The sequence below is a fragment of the Nostoc sp. C96 genome (genome assembly GCF_059384975.1).
In genome coordinates this window covers 6,580,164-6,598,771 of sequence record NZ_CM182020.1, presented here as the reverse complement: position 1 = coordinate 6,598,771, position 18,608 = coordinate 6,580,164, and the positions used below count along the sequence as shown (strand labels likewise).

Genomic DNA, 18,608 nt, shown 5'->3' with positions numbered 1-18,608 from the left:
CACATATCACCTTTGCTGCTAATCGCCAAAATAGAAGATATGAGCAAGCACCAATTTAGCATTCAGATGATCTAGACCTAAGCTAAACTTTGAGTTCTAATCATTTTGGGACTACCCAGTAGGTCATATCCTACCACCCACTGACCAACACGGAGAAGCAAAGACACATGAAGACAACAGTGCAGAATATTGATGGCTGGAGTTGGCTCTTGAACAAGAGAGCTAACATTGTGAAGTTAACGCTGCTAAGTGGGGTAGCAGTCGTGTCTTTAGGCGGTTGTGGTTTTTTACCTGCTAAAACCTTTGAAAATTCAACAGATAAGCCTTTTGTTTCCGAACCCAAAACATCTAACCCCGAATCAGCGATCGCACTTCCACCTATTATCTCCGCATCTGGTGATCCCAACTTTGTTGTAGGCGTGGTGAAAAATGTTGGCGGTGCAGTGGTGCGAATCGACTCATCTAGAACAATTACATCTCGTGTCCCCGAACAATTTAATGATCCCTTTTTTCGACGGTATTTTCGGGATACCCAACCTAGACAAAGAGTTGAACGGGGTAGTGGTTCAGGATTTATCATTAGTTCCTCTGGACAAATTTTGACCAATTCTCATGTCGTTGATGGTGCGGATACTGTAACAGTGACTCTTAAGGATGGGAGAACCTTTGATGGCAAAGTTTTGGGGGAAGATCCTGTAACAGATGTAGCTGTGATTAAAATAGATGCCAATAACTTGCCAACTATATCTTTAGGCAATTCCGAAGTTTTACAACCAGGGGAAGCGGTAATTGCTATTGGTAATCCCTTGGGTTTGAACAATACTGTGACATCGGGGATTATTAGTGCTACTGGTCGATCTAGTAGTGATATTGGTGCTAGTGACAAGCGAGTTGATTATCTGCAAACAGATGCAGCCATTAACCCTGGTAATTCTGGTGGGCCATTGCTCAATGCACGAGGTCAAGTCATTGGGATGAACACAGCTATTCTGCGGAATGCTCAAGGTTTGGGATTTGCCATTCCCATCAACACTGTACAGAAAATTGCTCAAGAATTAATTACTAAAGGTCGAGTTGATCATCCTTATTTGGGTGTACAGATGGTGACGCTGACACCAGAGATTAAAGAAAGGATAAATCAGAGATTTGGCGATCGCATTAATCTGACGACAGATAAAGGTGTGCTATTGGTAAGTATTGTCCCACGCTCTCCAGCTGCGGCGGCAGGATTGAGGCCAGGGGATGTAATTCAAAAAATTAATAACCAGTCTGTTACTAAGGTAGAAGAAGTACAAAGGCTCCTGGAAAGTAGCCAAATTGGCAATCCTTTACCAGTACAAGTAGAGCGCAACGGACAAACTACGCAAATTACCGTTCGTCCCGCACCTCTACCAGTGCAAGGAGAAAGCTAATTAAAGGATGAAGTGTGAAGTGGGTATACGCTTTTAGCACCTAGCCGCTGGCTTGTATAAAGGGTTAAACCAATATCTGAGTATTTGAGGTTAAAAAATTGTATGTAAATCATTAAAAAATATTATGTTTGCAAAAGTTGACAATGCACAATTGTCAACTTTTATTTAAAATCGTTTTATTTTTATTTATTATCTATTACTCACCAAAGGAGTTTTTGTATGGCTGACTTACTACCAATTGTGCAGTTAGGCGACCCGGTAATTCGCCAAAAAGCAACTTGGATTGACAACATTCATGATGAGAAAATTCAAAAATTAATTGATGATTTAATTGCCACAGTTTCCGCAGCTAATGGAGTGGGGATTGCTGCACCGCAAGTTGCCGAACAACAGCGTTTATTTATTGTCGCTTCCCGCCCAAATCCTAGATATCCCAACGCTCCTACAATGGAACCTACCGCCATAATCAACCCCAGGATAGTGTCACATTCTCCAGAAATTGTTAAGGGATGGGAAGGTTGTTTATGTATCCCTGGTATTAGAGGATTTGTTCCTAGATATCAGACTATTGAAGTTGAATATTATGACCGATACGGGCAATTACAAAAGCAAGAATTCTCTGACTTTGTAGCGCGGATTTTTCAGCATGAGTACGATCATCTCGATGGGATTGTATTTATAGATCGCGTCGAAAGTACTCACGATATAATCACTGAGCAAGAATACCAAAAACAGGTAATTAACATTACTTAATCTAAAATAAATCTTGAGGACGATTTCACATACGGAAATAATAGGTTATATTTAACCTATTGTTAACCTTTGAGCCTTGGTGCAACTATCGAGTAAATGACAAATACTCTCAGTAGTCGCGGATTAAGTCCGAAAGAGGCTTTGTCTCCTGACTTAATTTCTGTTCAGCGTCACAGTAATTCAGTAAAAGTGCATAGACATCCCAGTTTAGCAACTGCTAACTTAGAAACGCATTTGCCAGCTGGTGGTCTAGAAATTGTCCATGCAACCCACGATCGCATCCGTATCCGCGCTACTGACGGCAGTTTAAACTCAAAACTAGAATTACTATCCCAATATTTAAAGCAGTACAAAGGAGTCAAGGAAGTTACCGTCAACGAGCAATCAGGCAGTTTGGTTGTTAACTTTGACGAAAATTATTTGACATTACATCAGATATTGGGAATACTGAAAAAACTAAATATTCACCCTTACCCAATTTCGCCGCAATCAATGACCAGTAAAGATCCTTTTGCGGTGTGGAAATCTCCTGACTTTTGGATGGAGCAAACTATTTCCTTTATTCCTTTGATGACTGGTTTAGCAGTCACAGGAGGTTTAGGAATTAGTGGATTAGCATCGATCCCAGTCTATATGATTACCGCAGATGCAACTCGGCGGGTAATTGACTATTTAGAACCGCAAATTGCCAAATCAGACAGCAATAGCCAATCTGCAAAACCAAATAACAAAACTAATCCACCAAAATTGACACAAGCATTAACTAAACCTGTTGTTGCACCAGTGAGGCAAGACGTAAAACCGTCAGCAAACATTGCCTATACTGTAGTTCATCATATTCCGGGTAGGATTAGGTTCCATGTACCCCACATTGCCCAAGATAAAGCATACACAAGACGGCTGGAAAGGTTATTGAAAACAGACGCTCATGTAACTAGCGTGCGGATGAATTATGATGCAGCATCAATAGCGATCGCATTTCATCCAGGTGATGTAACTGTCAACCATTGGGTAAAACTGATGGAATTGGCATTGGAGATAAATCCGCCTACACCTAGCGTCCAAATCGTAGAGCAACAACAGCCTATAGAACAAATTACCCAGCCTGTTGTATCGGCTGATACAACAAAAACATCAGCAGAAAGTAACAATCTAAACATATCCAGCTTATGGGCTGATATGAAGCCCGCAGCTATGTCTTTTTCTTTAGCCTACATGGCGAACTTTCCGTTGTAGATCGTTCCGTTAAGGAACACAGGAGGATGAAAATGGAGGGTTCTGTATCCTCATCGGCATCGCAGCCTCCTGGGGAAAGCCCCTGGAAAATCGCAGCCAGTCATAAGAAGCAGAGGAGACAAGGAGCAGGGAGCAGAGGGGAGAGGGCTTTCCCCATATCCCCTTTCCCCTGTACTGTTTCCTCTTCCAACTCAAAACTCAGCAACAGCAAATATGTGCAATGCTTAGAGAACTTGCTCAAAGCAGATCCAGTGGTGAACAAAGAGCAAATCAAGCTCACCGATAAAGCTGGGACACTGCGAGACTCTCAAGAGCGAATGCACCGTGTTGATGCAGCAGCAATCACAAATTTAATTAGTTTGACTCGATCTGCCAACGAAGCAACGGCAGGTATCGCCGCCAGCCCAATTAGCAGAATTTAACAAAATATCAGCAAATCTTGTTTGCAGTTGCTCACCAGTCTTGCATGATTGGGGGGATAATTTGCTCTCGAAAATTGAGAGGTTGCTGCGAGATCAATTTAAGTTTTTAGTACTTTCAGCGAGATCAGGAATGACACCATTGACAGCACAACTAGTATCGCCAGCAGTTAAAAAATCTTCGGAGACTGAGGCAAAAGAAGAAGTACCTCTAGGTGCGAAGGTTTACGAAACCGTAAGTACAGTGGTTTTAGCTCCACAAAGTTATCAGAGTAAGAATAGCAAAGCGTCTCTCGCTAAAAACTATAAACGCTCTCATCAGCCAATTTCTCAAGTTGTTTACAGCGTTGTTCATACAGTTCCCGGCAGAATGCGGTTGCGTATCCCCAAGTTGCGTGATAACAACGCATACATGCAGCGCCTACAAACTTTGTTGGAAGTTGATCCCCTCGTTACCAGCGTCAAAATTAAACCTGCGGCGGCCTCATTAGTTGTTACTTATAAATCGAGTCAAGTCAGTGATGCCAAAATGCGATCGCGTCTTAGTTGTCTGATTATGACGGCTAATGATGCCAATGTTGTGCTGTTGGATCAGAAAAAGCCTATTGATATTAAACCAAAAGAAGATGCAGCAGAAAGCGCTTGGCCAGGATTGCAACTTTCGGCTGTAGCCACTGGGTTAGCGGTGTTAGGTGGGCCGTTAGGATTTGCTGTCCCACCAATTATGGTAGCGGGAACCATTGCTCTAGCCACATTGCCAGTCTTCCAAAGAGCGATCGCGGGGATCGTCATACAGCGTAAACTGACTATTGATGTGTTGGATTTGTTGGCAATTGTGATTACCACAGTCCAAGGTCAGTTTCTCACACCAGCATTGATGCTGAGTTTAATCGAAATTGGGGAAAATATTCGCGATCGCACCGCCCGTTCTTCCAAAATGCAGACATTAGATCTGCTCAATTCTCTAGGACAATTCGTCTGGGTAGAACGTGATGGTGAGAAGGTACAAATCTCGATTAAAGAAGTCAGCAGTGGGGATACAGTCATTGTGTATCCCGGCGAACAAGTCCCAGTCGATGGCAGTATTCTCCGGGGTAAAGCCTTACTAGATGAACAGAAACTCACTGGTGAATCAGTCCCCGTTTTGAAGTCCAAAGGACAACCTGTGTTTGCTTCCACCCTAGTACGGGAAGGCAGCATCTATATTTTGGCGGAACGCATAGGTAACGACACCCGCGCCGGACAGAGTATCAAGCTGATGGAAGAAGCTCCAGTCCATGATACGCGAATGGAAAACTGCGCCATCAAAATCGCCGAAAAAGCAGTTATACCCACCTTATTGTTAGGTGCAGGCGTGTTTGCTGTCACTCGCAACGCCGCTAGAGCCGCCAGCGTCCTCACCCTCGACTTTGCCACGGGGATCAGGGTATCAGTCCCGACAACAGTATTGGCTGCTTTGACTTATGCCGCCCGCCACGGTATTCTCATCCGCAGTGGTCGCGCCTTAGAACAATTGGCCGAAGTTGACACCATCGTATTTGACAAGACAGGTACTTTAACTAAGGGTGAAGTTGCAGTCATTGGTGTTGATAGTTTCCATCCAGAAGTCTCCAGCGATAGAGTTTTAGCTATAGCCGCCGCGGCGGAGCAACGCCTCACCCACCCAGTCGCCGAGGCTGTCATCCGTTATGCAGAAGCACAACAAACCGTGATTCCTAGTCGCAGCAAGTGGAACTATAAACTTGGTTTGGGTGTGGAAGCAGAGATTTATGGCGAACCTGTTTATGTCGGTAGCGAGCGCTTCTTGCGTCAGCAAAGCGTAAACATGGAAGTTCTCAACGATAGCAATCGGGTAAATTCTGTTATTTATGTCGCCAGTAATGGGCAACTTCTCGGTAGAATAAGATATAGTGATGTTCTACGTCCAGAAACGCGGGAAGTAATTAACCACCTATTGACGGTCGAAGGTGTAGAAGTTCATATCCTCACCGGCGACAACCAACGCACAGCCAAAGCTGTAGCGGCAGAACTAGGAATTGCCCCAGCCAATACCCACGCAGAAGCATTCCCTGAACAGAAAGCCGCAGTTGTCCGCGAACTGCACGAACAAGGCAAGACAGTCGCCTTTGTGGGAGATGGAATCAACGATTCCCCAGCCTTAGCCTACGCTGATGTTTCGGTATCCTTCGCTCACGGTTCAGAAATTGCCCGTGAGACCGCAGATGTCGTGCTGATGGAAAACGACTTACATGGAATTTTAGAGGCGATCGCCCTGGCACGCAACGCCAAAAAGTTAATTCGTCAAAATACAAGTATTGTTGCTATTCCTAATATTGCAGCAATGGCGATCGCTGTGCTATTTGGACTAAACCCCCTAGGCGCAACGGTAGTTAACAATGGTTCAACCATCGTTGCAGGTGTTAACGGTTTACGTCCAATTCTTAAAAATTCCCCAAATAAAGCTCTCCCATCAGCAAGATGAGGTAAGACCTTGGGTAGATTAAGCTAGATAGCTTTCTGACAATTTTTCAATTCAACTGGAGATACTTGATTATGCCGAAAATTACTGATTTTGTTGAAGATGCTGGCGCTCCTGGAATCATAGCTGGTATCGGTGCAGTCCTCCTTGCACCCGTCCTGATCCCTGTTGTGGCGGGAATTGGTAAACCCATTGCTAAGTCCATCATCAAAGGGGGAATTGTCGCTTATGAAAAAAGCAAAGGAGCTTTTGCAGAACTAGGCGAAACCTGGGAAGACATCGTAGCCGAAGCCAAAGCCGAACTCGCAGAAGACAGAGAAACCCCATTATTTGAAGCTGCTACCCCGGTAGAAAGTTCATCTGATAATGGTGTGTAAGTTTGTAGGCTGTTGTTGGGAAAGGATGAAATATCAAGTTTCATACTGAATACTTCAAACTTTCCTATTACCCATATATGAGACTTGTAGTTAAGCCAGCAAATGAAGAGATGGGTATTTTACCCGTCTCTGTCAGTTGTGGTGATTCAAATTAAGCAAAAAATACCAGCAAAAATTTATCGCTGAAAAACAAAATTAGCAGACTGGTAGGTCAAAAAAACTCAAAAGCATTCAAAGATTATTCAGGAGGGTGGATGTGTTTACAAATAATCATGGTAATGTCACTATGATGCCTAAAGTTGTGGAGGCAGACACCTTGAACACGCCATCCCAGCCTATTTCTACAAAAATCATTAGCGATACTCCAGGCAGACTACGCTTAAGAATTGCACCATCCCATCGTCAAACTAGGGAAATCCAACGCATTGTCAAAATGTTGGATGCTCAACCTAATATTAGTCAGGTAAATACTAATATCCAAAATGGCAGTATTGTGATTCATCACGATCGCAATGATGAAAGCTGGCAAAATGTAATAGCTACACTCAAAGATATCGGCATAATTTTCGCCGACGTTACTAACGAAAGCCACTCCGATGCAGCCGCTACCGTTGCTAATGCTGTTTATGACTTAAACGACAGAGTGGAAAGAGCCACAAATAATTTAGTTGATTTACGTTTGATATTTCCCTTAGCACTGGGATGTTTGTCTGTACGACAGTTGCTAGTAAAAGGCTTGCAACTGGAAATCATTCCTTGGTATGTTTTGGCATGGTACGCCTTTGACAGTTTTATCAAACTGCATGGAACCAGCAAACCACAGCTTACTAAGTAGTAAAAAGTAACAAGATAATCCTCATAAATAAATTTAGCGAAAAGTTTGCGCCTCCGGGTATCTCGGTGCAAAACTTTTCAAGACAGGGGCTTGCGACCATTATTCTTTTTCTTTCTTTTGCCTTTTAACTTTTAACTTTTGCCTTGTTCCGTCAGACAGAATTAATTACCTAATGACTATAAATATTTTTTTCTAATTACTTAGAACATTTGGGAAATAGTCAGCATAACCTTTACACCGCAAATTGGTTATCTATTCCTACGTGCTGCTTGCAGAGCATCAATAGCTAGAGCGACACTTCCTTTTTCATTATTATAAAAATGGTTTTGTGGATTTTGAAAAATTCTTTGAATCGTTTGTAATTCATCTATGGCATTAATATCAGATGCAGTGACAAAATTTGCTCTAGCTTTTTCTTGCAGATTAGTAACTATTCTCACAATCGCTCTAGCTGCTTTGCTACGCACCGTCCAATCTGGATCTTGCAAACCTTGAATTAAATAAGGCATAGTTGCACTAGTATCGGTGCCAATGCTACCAATAGTTTCTAAAGCGAGTCCTCGCACTGATGGTTCGGTGTTTTGCAGAGCTTTACCAATATTTGGCAAAATAGGAGTAGCTTCATTACTAATTGTTTTCAGGTTTTCCGCATTAGCCAGGCGAGTTTGTGGATCGTCAGTATTACTCAGATTGGAAATTAAGCGAGATACAATAAATGACGATTTAGTATTTAACTTGACTAAAGCTGTAGCCGCACTAAAACGTACCGAAAAGTCAGAATCTTGCAGTGCATTAACCAAATAACTAGAAAACTTAGCAGCTTCAATCACAGTATTTGCGCCATTGGCATCGCCAGTATCTTCAGCAATAATATTGCCAATAGCTCTAGCTGCACTACTGCGAACAAACCAATTCTCGTCTTGAAGATTTTTAACTAATGCAGGTAAAGCATTTTTAACTATTACACCACCTTTTTGCGATAAAACTAAGGCTGCACCACTACGCACGCGCCAATCTGGGTTAACTAATGCTTGTTGGAGTTTATCTAATGCTTCGTTACTAAACTCTCTATCATTGAGGTTGCCTAAAGTTGTCGCAGTATTCAGTTGTTCTAATAAATCTTCATTGCTGAAACTTTGGATTAACTGATCAACTCTCTGTCCATTGGGAGTTTGTGCCAAAGTTTTATAACTGGTACCGCTAACTACAAAAGGTGATACAAAAGTCAACACAGTTACCGCCATACGGTGTGCTAATAACCAATTAGGAACTCTAGCCCAGAAGTTGAAGTAAATGTGTTTTGCCATAAATAATATGTACTTCTGTATACAATAATGCTATTTTGTATCCTCAGTGCTTTATATTACCATTCAAAATCTTTATGTACAAATACATTTAGGACTTACGCACCAAGTTTGTTTGTGGTGAATGGGTGTATGGGTGGGTGTGCAAAAACTATAAACCCTTCTCCAGTCCTAAACATTGATGGGATTTCACCTATAACCTGTAACCTATCACCTGCTCTCACTTTTGTGCGGAAGTCCTAAAATAGTTATCACAACTGCTTTGAGTTATACCTACCAGTGAAAGCTCCTACTAGCAATTTTGCACAAACTCAGTCACGTAAAGCAGATCATATCCGTATCTGTTTAGAAGAAGACGTTCAGTGTCGTGAAATAACCAGTGGATTAGAAAATTATCGTTTTGTCCATTGTTGTTTACCAGAAATAGACCGCAACGATATTGATATAAGCACAAATTTTTTAGGTAAATACCTAGCAGCACCATTATTAATTTCTTCCATGACTGGAGGAACTGAAGAAGCCGGAACTATTAATCGCCGTTTAGCGGAAGTTGCTCAACAATATAAACTAGCGATGGGTGTCGGTTCTCAACGGGTGGCGGTAGAAAAACCCCAGGTAGTTGACACTTTTGCTATCCGCAAGTATGCACCGGATATATTATTGTTTGCCAATGTGGGTGCTGTGCAACTTAACTATAAATATGGTCTAGATGAATGTCTGCGGATCATCGATATGCTAGAAGCTGATGCGTTGATTCTGCACATCAACCCTCTGCAAGAGTGCATTCAACCTAGAGGCGATGTGAATTTCCGTGGATTGCTTGATAATATTACTGATTTATGTAGTGAGTTGAGTGTACCTGTGATTGCCAAGGAAGTAGGCAATGGTATTTCTGGTGCAATGGCTGAAAAACTGCTGGCGGCTGGGGTGTCAGCCATTGATGTTGCAGGTGCGGGGGGAACTTCTTGGGCGAAAGTAGAAGGTGAACGGGCAGAAAATGCTTTGCAACGTAGGTTAGGCGCAACATTTGCAGATTGGGGTATCCCAACGGCAGAGTGTATTACAAGTGTGCGATCGCTCGCACCGAATATTCCCTTAATTGCCTCTGGTGGCTTGCGTCACGGCTTAGATGTTGCCAAAGCGATCGCTTTAGGTGCAGATATCGTCGGTTTAGCCATGCCTTTTCTGCAAGCAGCCGTAGTTTCAGAAGCCGCCATTGCTGAGTTAGTTGAAGTTTTAATTGCAGAAATCGTCACAGTGTTATTTTGTACTGGTAACGCAAACTTACAGCAGTTACAAAACTCTGGAAGTTTACACCGCATACAATAAAACAGTAGTAATTTGTCTTTGTAGCAAATTACTCATAACCACTCATTATTGACTAATAACTATTGACTAATGAATAATTTTCTTAAACAAACTGTTGCCAGTTTAATCGGCAGCTTACTAGGTCTATTTATTTTCTGTGGAATTAGTACTACCGGGCTATTACTACTGTTGTTTGCGATCGCCGCTTCTCAAGATGTTAGTCCAATAGTCAAAGATAAGTCTGTAGTAGTATTTGACTTATCCTTAAATATCACCGATCGAGAACCTAGTGCAGGGGAAGAGTTACAAAAAACATTATCAGGTAATCCAGAAGACCGAATCACACTCCGCAAAGTTCTAGATGCTATAGACAAAGCAAAACAAGATCCGAAAATTGTCGGCATATATTTAGATGGAACACATGGAGCAGGTAGTAACCTAGGTTTCGCTTCCCTCAAAGAAATTCGCAAAGCCTTAGAAGAATTTCGCGCCGCAGGGAAAAAAGTAGTCGCCTATGGACAAGATTGGGGCAAAAAAGAATATTACCTCAGTTCCGTTGCTGATACCGTAGTCCTGAATCCCTTGGGAGCAATCGAAGTCAATGGTTTGAGCAGCCAACAGATGTTCTTAGCAGGAGCGTTACAGAAATTTGGTATTGGAGTTCAGGTTGTCAGGGTTGGTAAATTTAAAGGTGCTGTCGAACCCTTAATTCTCAACAAACTCAGTCCCGAAAATCGTGAACAAACACAGAAACTACTAGACGATGTGTGGAGTGAGTGGCGGACTACAGTTGGTACAAGCCGGAAAATCGACCCGCAAAAATTGCAGGCGATCGCCGATAATCAAGCCATACTCGAAGCACCTGTAGCCAAAACTAATGGTTTGGTTGATAAAGTGGCATACCATGATCAAGTAGTTGCCGATTTAAAACAACTCACAGGTAGTGATCAAAACGATAAAACTTTCCGTCAAGTAGACCTTTCAGAATACGCCCAATTTATTCATAAATCCCAAAGTGTCGAAAGAGAATCTAACAATAAAATTGCCGTAGTTTATGCCGAAGGCGAAATTGTTGATGGTAAAGGTGATGATGAACAAGTAGGAGGCGATCGCTTTGCTAAAATCTTCAACAAAATCCGCCAAGATAAAAATATCAAAGCCGTTGTCTTAAGAATTAACAGTCCCGGCGGTAGTGCGACAGCAGCCGAAGTCATACAGCGAGAAATCCGGTTAACCCATGAAATTAAACCTGTAGTAGTATCAATGGGTGATGTTGCTGCCTCTGGAGGTTACTGGATAGCCAGTGATTCTAGCCGCATTTTTGCCGAACCAAATACAATCACTGGTTCAATAGGTGTATTTGGTATCCTGTTCAACGGGGCAAAACTAGCGAATGATAACGGCATCACTTGGGATGTCGTCAAAACAGCACGCTATGCTGATAATCAAACTGTCTCTCGTCCAAAATCCCCCCAAGAAATAGCACTTTATCAGCGCAGTGTGAACCGTATTTACAGTCTATTTCTCAATAAAGTTTCCCAAGGGCGCAAACTACCAGCACAAAAAGTCGCAGAAATTGCCCAAGGACGGGTTTGGTCTGGTGTAGCAGCTAAACAAATTGGTTTAGTAGACGAAATCGGTGGACTGAATGCAGCTTTGCAATACGCCGCCAAAAAAGCAAATTTAGGTAACAATTGGCAGTTAAAAGAATACCCCAAAGAAAGCAGTTTAAACGAAATTTTGTTTGGCAAAGCCGTTGAAGAGGCTAGTGTAAAGTTCAAAATTCAGGGACAACAAATCAAAGCATCTGCGCCTCTGACTGCGGAATTCCAAAAACTGCAACAAGAATTAGAGTCATTCCAAAGTATGAATGACCCTAATGGAATTTATGCGCGTTTGCCGTTTAATTTAAAAATCGAGTAAGTAATTACTATACGGATAAACGAAGTATCTTTGATGTTAAACTGCCCTTGGTTGAAGATTCCAATATCAATTAACATAGAAAGTTTTTGATGTTTAGCCACAAGCTTTTCGGGTGAAATATCTGCGTCACTCTCAACGAAGCTATACAAACAGCTTCAGCATTCGCCAGGAAATGACTCATCCTTTCGCAGCGCGGCTTTACAGCTACGCATCTACCCCCAACTATACTCTATGAAAAATCTAGCTCTACTATCTACTACAGCTTTGACAGTTGCATCGGGATTGATTTTTGGAACGATGCAAGCAGTCTCTGCTGCTAGTTTGAATTGGCAATGGAGTTATTTTGGTTCTGGTATTACAGCAAGCGGTAATCTCATTACTAATGACACTCCTGACAATTCTGGTTTTTACCAGATTTTGGGAATTAGTGGCACACGTAATAATGAAACAATTACTGGTTTGCAACTTACGGGGACTCCAATTCCTGGTAACGAACCTTTTAACGTGGACAATTTAATTAGTCTTAATAGCCAGCAGTTAACAGGTGACGGTTTTGGTTATTCCACATCTTCAGGAAACTATGCTAGTCCGTTTTTCGCTAGTTTTCTGGCGACACCAGGTTATTTAGAGGTTTTTTCAGCACCGCCATTTGTGTTAGGGTCTGGAAATTTGGGGACAGAAGATAGTGAATTACCAGTAGCTTTTTCAGCCAGGATTATCTCTATTCCCGAACCTACATCCATCTTGAGCTTACTGGCTGTCGGCACTCTTGGCACGGTGTCTGCACTTAAACGCCAGCAATCACTACAATTGACTAAACAGAAACACACACAAGCTTCGTAATATCGAAATAGGGACGTGGCATAGCAACGTCTCTCAAAAGATTTATGGTGATGGAAGCTAGTTATTGCTCCTATGAGGTTTTTAGCACAATGCCGTGGTTTGTCAAGATCGAGTCAGGTGTAGTCGATAAAACCATTTTTGACCAGTATGTACCTGCCCACAAAGCCTTCGTACAAGATTTAATTGCCAAAGGGCATCAAGCCAAAACAGGCTATTGGGCAAAAATGGGAGGCGGAATGTTGCTGTTTGAAGCGGCTTCTATGGAAGAAGCACAAGCCATAATTGCACTTGACCCCTTGGTAAAAAACGGTTGTGTCAACTACCAACTTTACGAATGGAAAATTGTAGTTGAGTAGATCACACTTACGAGTTTTCGTGTTATTATTTTATTAGACCTGGATCTATGCGACTGCAACGCCTAAACCTTGTCAGAACCGGAAGGTAGCAGCAACACGGGATGCTTGTAGTAGGCGTAGTCTCCGGGTTCCCCTATTTTTAGGAGCGATCAGCAGCAATGCCTGGTTTTGGAGATATTGTACAAAAAGCTTTTTACCTTGGTGTTGGGTTAGCTTCTTACGCAGGTGAGAAAGCGGGAGGTAAATTAGCCGAATTGCGATCGCAAGTCCAAAAACTGGCAGATGAAATGGTAGCGCGGGGCGAAATGAATACAGAAGAAGCCCGCCGCTTCGTGGAAGACATGATGACGCAAGCGCAACAGCCACCAACTCCTGCTGATAATGCTGAAAAAACAACACCTTCTGAACCTCGTCGCATCGAAATCCTAGAGGAAGATGAAGCGCCAACCGTAAAAGAGACCTCAACTGAAAATGTGGATGACTTGCGTGACCAAGTGCTAAAACTGCAAGAAGAGTTAAAAAAACTGCAACGCGATTGATAAATAGTAGTTTTGACCTTCAGTATCAGCAGTAAATAGTACAATAACTCGCTGCCCCACCCAGGAAGTTGACAACATACATTGCCTAGAATGTATTTATATACTTCAAGTTGGGTGGTTATTAGCATCCTAATTTTATAGCCAGCAGAGCGTCAAATTTATGGAACAATGGCAAAAAGATTTAATGGGAATCGTTGAAACAGTGGCAGAGGAAGTAGAACGCTTCTTTCAAGGAATGAATGATATGGTTGATAGCTTTTTTGACCTCACAGAAGAATTAACTGAGGAAGTACAAAATAATATTGCCGCTGAAGTAGAACAATACTTACAGGAAATATCTGCACCCTTCTTAGAAATGTATTGGGAACTGGAAGATATAGTTACAGATGCAGATCCAGGTTTTCCCTACTCAGTGGAAGCTACACCAGAACAAAATTCTGCCTGTGTAGGTTGTACAAACTACCACGGTCAAGTATACGGTGGTAACTTGCTAGTTTGTGCCATGCACCCCCACGGATGGGATGATCAGAACTGTCCCGATTGGGAACAAGAGTAGTACAACAAGGCAAAAGTAAAAAGGCAAAAGGTCAAAGAATTTTTATCTTAATCAGCTTTTCGCCTATTATGGCTGAGGTAACAAATGAAAGAAGACTAAGGACAAATGACTAATGACCAATGACACATCAGAAGTTAAGTATGGCGAACGCAACATTGCGGAAGGTAATTTAATTACCTTTCCCAATCCGCGAGTAGGTAGGCGATATGATATCAACATTACTTTGCCGGAATTTACCTGTAAATGTCCATTTTCCGGCTATCCTGACTTTGCCACCATTTATATTACATACATACCAGATGAACGGGTAGTAGAATTAAAAGCCCTCAAGCTTTACATTAACAGTTACCGCGATCGCTATATCTCCCACGAAGAATCTGCCAATCAAATTTTAGATGACATAGTAGCAGCTTGTGATCCGCTAGAAATTACTGTAAAAGCAGATTTTGCTCCGCGTGGTAACGTACATACAGTTATTGAAGTACGCCATCAAAAAGCATCAGCGAATTAACCGCTAATGCTTAAATAACAAAATTAGCACTTACCCAGTGAGACTAAAAATCAAGGGTTGGGGGGTAGGGTAAAGAGGTATAAGTGTTCAAAACCCCTACACCCTTAAACCCATTCTCTACAGACAACCTTTATGCGTAATTCCTGAACTATTAACGACGACGGCGACGCAACTTCAGCATTCCTACAGCACCTAAACCTAAAATTGGCAGTGTAGCGGAAGGTTCTGGTACAGCAGAGGCTTTGAGATTATCTTTGCCAAAGTCAACAACAAAAATTGTGTCGTTGTAATCTTTATCGCCACCATTGCGTAAATCTTCAAAACCCATCATCAAATAATTGCCAATCTTCCAACCCATTAAGTGTTGTAACCCATCAGGGTTAAGAGTTGGATCTGCACCATAAATATCGCCATTTTGTGGTTTCGCGCTATAACCATCAGCTTTGAGTAAGAAATTCAGCTGTGTACCAGATTTAAAACTACCCAAATCTACAAAATCACCGATATCTAAAACACCATCTTTCTCGCCTTTTTCACACTTATTCTTGGTGCTGTTGCAAGAGACATTTTCAAATATCATACCTTTATCGTATTTTTCACCCCGAATGGATTCATAGGCTAACTGGTTTTTATAAGCAGCGCCTTCATTCAGGAACCAAACACGTACATTGTGCTTTTGTGCCAAGAATAATTGAGAAAAGTCTACTTTCTGTGCTTTGACTTGATCTGCGGGAATCGCTACACCTTCTTTTTGTACTAAAGCTTGAAACTGGGGCAGTATAGATAAGAAATTTTTGTCTTCTGATCTATCTTTGACAGTGGGTCGTTTCATCGTACTCCAGTCACTAGCATTTTTGGAGGCTTCTTGTGCCTCTACGGAATATTTAGCTGCATTGTCTGCTTCTAATTTGGCTTGATTTCTAGCATCTTCAGCATCTTTAACTGACTTGTCCGCATTTGCAGTGACAGTTTGCGCTTGTTGACTAGCTTGATTTCTTGCTTGTTCAGCCGTAGTGCGCTTACTTGTCGCATCATTTAACTTACCAGTTGCAGTGTTACATTTATTTGTTGCATCATTCAGCTTGGTAGTTGCAGTACTAAACTGAGTTTTTGCATCATTCAACTTGGTATTTGCAGTATTAAAGACTGTAGTAGCGTTAGTAACGGTTTGTTGTGCTGCACTTTTTTGCGCTTGAGTTTTAGCCGCTGCGAGGGTAGCTTTCGCATCAGTTAAAGCCTTATTAGCGGCATCATAGACTGTTTTGGAATCAGTCAAGGTTTTATTAGCGGCATCATAGACTGTTTTGGCATCAGTTAAAGTCTTATTGGCCGCATCATACGCTGCTTTGGCTGCAATAAAATCTGTATCTGTTTTTTGAAATGTCTGTTCAGCAGAATTTAAAACCTTGATGGCATCTTGTTTGGCTTTGGTTGCAGTTTGGGTAGTTTTTGTCAGTATATCTTCTGTTTTTTTCAGTGTATCTAAGCTTTCTTTCGCCTTTTTGGCAGCTATTGAAGCTTCCTTGATGGTTTGTTGAATGGTAGTTACTTTTGTAGATGTAGTGTTGGTAGTTGTTGCACCTGCTGAACCCATACCAGAAAGTGAATAAGTCAAAGTAGCAGCAATCAGTACAAAGCGGATTCTGTTCATGTCTGTCATAGATATTGATACGCAATTAACTAAGTTTTGATTTTTTTTAATTAACTAGTGAAGTTTCAATCATTTACTTGGTTGCCGTTGGAAAATACTGGTTGTATTAGAGCTACTTTTTTTCGGGTAAGTCATTTGTATCCCATTAAGATTTTTAATGTCTATAGTTAAAAGTTGTTTTTGCCAAGTCTTTATAACGAAATACCAACCGAGCGAACAGATATGAGAATTTGGGACTGATTGTTATCTGGCAACAAATTTTAGTTATCGAAAACTGGTAAAAATACAGATAATATGAGAGGACAGTCTTGAGGAAAGTATCTGCATCTCAGTAGTGATGAAATAATATATTAATTAATCGATATCATAATAAATAAAACTCTATAAATCTAATGACTGCAATACTGGATTTATAAAGTAGACTTAAAATTTATGTGTAACTTAGTTTCTCTAACAATGATTTTTGCAAAGATTCTAGAGTAAAAATCTATAATCATTTAGATGATAAAACTAATTACAATATATTTTGATTATATGAAAGTCTGAAAAAAACAGCATTATCTAGATTTCTCAGTAAATAATATATTTATCTGCACACTAAAAAATATAAAAGCTGAATAATTACAGTGAAGATACAGAGAAAATCACTATGTTTATTCAGCCTTCATAATTTATGTACGTGTTGATTTTAGTGGAGAGATAATGAAGAGGGTAAAGAGTTGAAATCTATCCCACGGCTGCTGTTGACTGTGAATTCAGTCCATTCAAAATTTCTAAGACCTCTTTTTCAAACGCAACTTGAGCGCGATTGGTTTTACCACCTACATACAAGCGATCGCCTTTTTGTAATGCCCAAATTTGCGAATGGGAGAAGTAACTCATGACTACACCCGCCATCAAAATGGCAAAACCACCATAAACTATTGGTATCCCAGGATCAGATTTGATTTGTAAGCCAGTACTACCAATAATTTCTATGATTTTGAGTTTCGTACCGTTGATTTCGGTCGCCATACCAGCACGCACGGTATTAATTAACTGACCTTTGGAGTCATAAATTAATATCATGCCTTGCAAATCTTTCACAATCAAAGACACGCCCTCACTCAAATCTGGTTTAGTAGGAAGCCAAGTTCCCCAGAGTCTTCCTTGTTGAGGGCTGGTATTCAAGGCCGCCATTGGTAGTTGGAACACAGGACTGTTATTAAATTGAAACCGGACACCGGAGATGCCCCAATCTGCTTGATAGAAAGTTACGCCTCGATAACGCAGAGGTTGGTTCACAAAAATCGTCTTACGGTCAATCTCTTTACCGTCATTATCTAAAACTGACATATCCGAATAAAATTGATCAATACTCCCAGAGGGTGTGTAATCAATCCAAAAACGATTCACATGCAATGACCAATCTTTTAAGTGTTTGGTGTTTGCCCAAGGGCCAGCATTAATAATGTTTTCTACCTGAAATCTATCGCCACTAGAAATTTTTTCTTGGGCGGTAAATCCAGTCATAGACCCCCAAATTCCCCCCACCAGAATCGTGACTATGCCAATATGCACGATAATCGGGCCAATACGTCCGACTATACCTTTACGGGCGTAGAGGATATTATCTTTGTCTTGAAAAATTTTATAACGACGATTTTGTAATAATGGAGTGAGAGAATTTAAAGCAGCTGTATCTAATTCTGCGCTTAAAGCTAATTTTTGAAATTGTCGGGGTTCTTCATAATATTTCCAGCGTTGAGCAGCTTTTAAGGCTGGTAATTGACGTGTGAATGTACAAGCGCTCAAACTACTACCAAACAAGATAAGTAATGCGGTAAACCACCAAGTATGATAAACACGGTTTAAGCCAATTATTAAGATGACCTTCCAAGTCAGAAAACCGAACAAAGCAGGATGTTCTGGGTAGTTAGTGCGATAGAAACTGACTGACTGGTCTTGTTCAATCACAGTACCGCTAATACTAAACAGGGCGATGATTAAGAATAAGGCGATCGCCAATCGTAAGTCTGTCAGTACAGGCAAAACCTCCTTTCGCATAAAGCGCCAAGGTGCTGACAACCAACTTGATTCTGTAGACGCTGAATTATCTAAAGTCAT

Annotated in this window: 17 protein-coding genes and 1 other RNA gene; 15 read left to right on the top strand and 3 right to left on the bottom strand. The window is 41.3% G+C overall.

Annotation, left to right across the window (positions count from 1 at the left end):
* Nucleotides 1–167 precede the first annotated feature (167 nt).
* The 7 genes from AC504W_RS28100 (at nucleotide 168) to AC504W_RS28070 (ending at nucleotide 7,511) form a co-directional block, all read left to right on the top strand.
* A complete protein-coding gene (locus AC504W_RS28100; protein ID WP_494875567.1) occupies nucleotides 168–1,412 on the top strand; it encodes an HhoA/HhoB/HtrA family serine endopeptidase in 1,245 nt (414 codons plus the stop codon).
* A gap of 219 nt (nucleotides 1,413–1,631) precedes the next feature.
* On the top strand, nucleotides 1,632–2,165 hold the full coding sequence (gene def, locus AC504W_RS28095) for a peptide deformylase (protein ID WP_494875565.1): 534 nt from the start codon (nucleotides 1,632–1,634) through the stop codon (nucleotides 2,163–2,165).
* A gap of 96 nt (nucleotides 2,166–2,261) precedes the next feature.
* Nucleotides 2,262–3,401 (top strand): HMA2 domain-containing protein, encoded by a 1,140-nt coding sequence (locus AC504W_RS28090; RefSeq protein WP_494875564.1) that lies wholly within the window; start codon nucleotides 2,262–2,264, stop codon nucleotides 3,399–3,401.
* Between the two features lie 215 nt (nucleotides 3,402–3,616).
* Nucleotides 3,617–3,823, top strand: a complete 207-nt coding sequence (locus tag AC504W_RS28085) for a hypothetical protein (RefSeq protein WP_494875563.1) — start codon at nucleotides 3,617–3,619, stop codon at nucleotides 3,821–3,823.
* Between the two features lie 130 nt (nucleotides 3,824–3,953).
* The gene (locus AC504W_RS28080) at nucleotides 3,954–6,302 is read left to right on the top strand and encodes a heavy metal translocating P-type ATPase (protein ID WP_494875562.1); all 2,349 of its coding nucleotides are present in this window, start codon (nucleotides 3,954–3,956) and stop codon (nucleotides 6,300–6,302) included.
* A gap of 71 nt (nucleotides 6,303–6,373) precedes the next feature.
* Nucleotides 6,374–6,676, top strand: coding sequence for a DUF5132 domain-containing protein (locus AC504W_RS28075; protein WP_187308023.1), 303 nt, complete (start codon nucleotides 6,374–6,376; stop codon nucleotides 6,674–6,676).
* 256 nt (nucleotides 6,677–6,932) lie between these two features.
* Nucleotides 6,933–7,511 carry an HMA2 domain-containing protein gene (locus AC504W_RS28070; RefSeq protein WP_494875560.1) on the top strand — a complete coding sequence of 193 codons (579 nt, stop codon included), beginning with the start codon at nucleotides 6,933–6,935 and terminating at the stop codon, nucleotides 7,509–7,511.
* Nucleotides 7,512–7,759: 248 nt separating this feature from the next.
* Here the strand turns inward: AC504W_RS28070 and AC504W_RS28065 are convergent, their stop codons facing one another.
* Complete coding sequence (locus AC504W_RS28065) at nucleotides 7,760–8,818, bottom strand: HEAT repeat domain-containing protein (RefSeq protein WP_494875559.1); 1,059 nt, start codon at nucleotides 8,816–8,818, stop codon at nucleotides 7,760–7,762.
* Nucleotides 8,819–9,094: 276 nt separating this feature from the next.
* Here AC504W_RS28065 and fni point away from each other — a divergent pair, with 276 nt between their 5' ends.
* The 8 genes from fni (at nucleotide 9,095) to queF (ending at nucleotide 14,851) form a co-directional block, all read left to right on the top strand.
* Nucleotides 9,095–10,144, top strand: a complete 1,050-nt coding sequence (fni, locus tag AC504W_RS28060) for a type 2 isopentenyl-diphosphate Delta-isomerase (RefSeq protein ID WP_494875558.1) — start codon at nucleotides 9,095–9,097, stop codon at nucleotides 10,142–10,144.
* A gap of 69 nt (nucleotides 10,145–10,213) precedes the next feature.
* On the top strand, nucleotides 10,214–12,046 hold the full coding sequence (sppA, locus tag AC504W_RS28055; protein ID WP_494875556.1) for a signal peptide peptidase SppA: 1,833 nt from the start codon (nucleotides 10,214–10,216) through the stop codon (nucleotides 12,044–12,046).
* Nucleotides 12,047–12,277: 231 nt separating this feature from the next.
* A complete protein-coding gene (locus AC504W_RS28050) occupies nucleotides 12,278–12,889 on the top strand; it encodes a PEP-CTERM sorting domain-containing protein (RefSeq protein WP_494875554.1) in 612 nt (203 codons plus the stop codon).
* Nucleotides 12,890–12,978: 89 nt separating this feature from the next.
* A complete protein-coding gene (locus AC504W_RS28045; RefSeq protein WP_494875552.1) occupies nucleotides 12,979–13,245 on the top strand; it encodes a YciI family protein in 267 nt (88 codons plus the stop codon).
* A gap of 36 nt (nucleotides 13,246–13,281) precedes the next feature.
* An RNA gene (gene ffs, locus AC504W_RS28040) (signal recognition particle sRNA small type) lies at nucleotides 13,282–13,378 on the top strand.
* A 25-nt stretch (nucleotides 13,379–13,403) separates the two neighbouring features.
* Nucleotides 13,404–13,784 (top strand): phasin family protein, encoded by a 381-nt coding sequence (locus AC504W_RS28035; protein ID WP_494875551.1) that lies wholly within the window; start codon nucleotides 13,404–13,406, stop codon nucleotides 13,782–13,784.
* Nucleotides 13,785–13,944: 160 nt separating this feature from the next.
* Complete coding sequence (locus AC504W_RS28030) at nucleotides 13,945–14,340, top strand: hypothetical protein (protein ID WP_103123470.1); 396 nt, start codon at nucleotides 13,945–13,947, stop codon at nucleotides 14,338–14,340.
* A 112-nt stretch (nucleotides 14,341–14,452) separates the two neighbouring features.
* Nucleotides 14,453–14,851, top strand: a complete 399-nt coding sequence (gene queF, locus AC504W_RS28025; RefSeq protein WP_494875549.1) for a preQ(1) synthase — start codon at nucleotides 14,453–14,455, stop codon at nucleotides 14,849–14,851.
* A 151-nt stretch (nucleotides 14,852–15,002) separates the two neighbouring features.
* Here the strand turns inward: queF and AC504W_RS28020 are convergent, their stop codons facing one another.
* Nucleotides 15,003–16,511, bottom strand: a complete 1,509-nt coding sequence (locus AC504W_RS28020) for a DUF4114 domain-containing protein (protein ID WP_494875548.1) — start codon at nucleotides 16,509–16,511, stop codon at nucleotides 15,003–15,005.
* Between the two features lie 717 nt (nucleotides 16,512–17,228).
* Nucleotides 17,229–18,608, bottom strand: a complete 1,380-nt coding sequence (locus AC504W_RS28015) for a cytochrome c biogenesis protein (protein WP_494875547.1) — start codon at nucleotides 18,606–18,608, stop codon at nucleotides 17,229–17,231.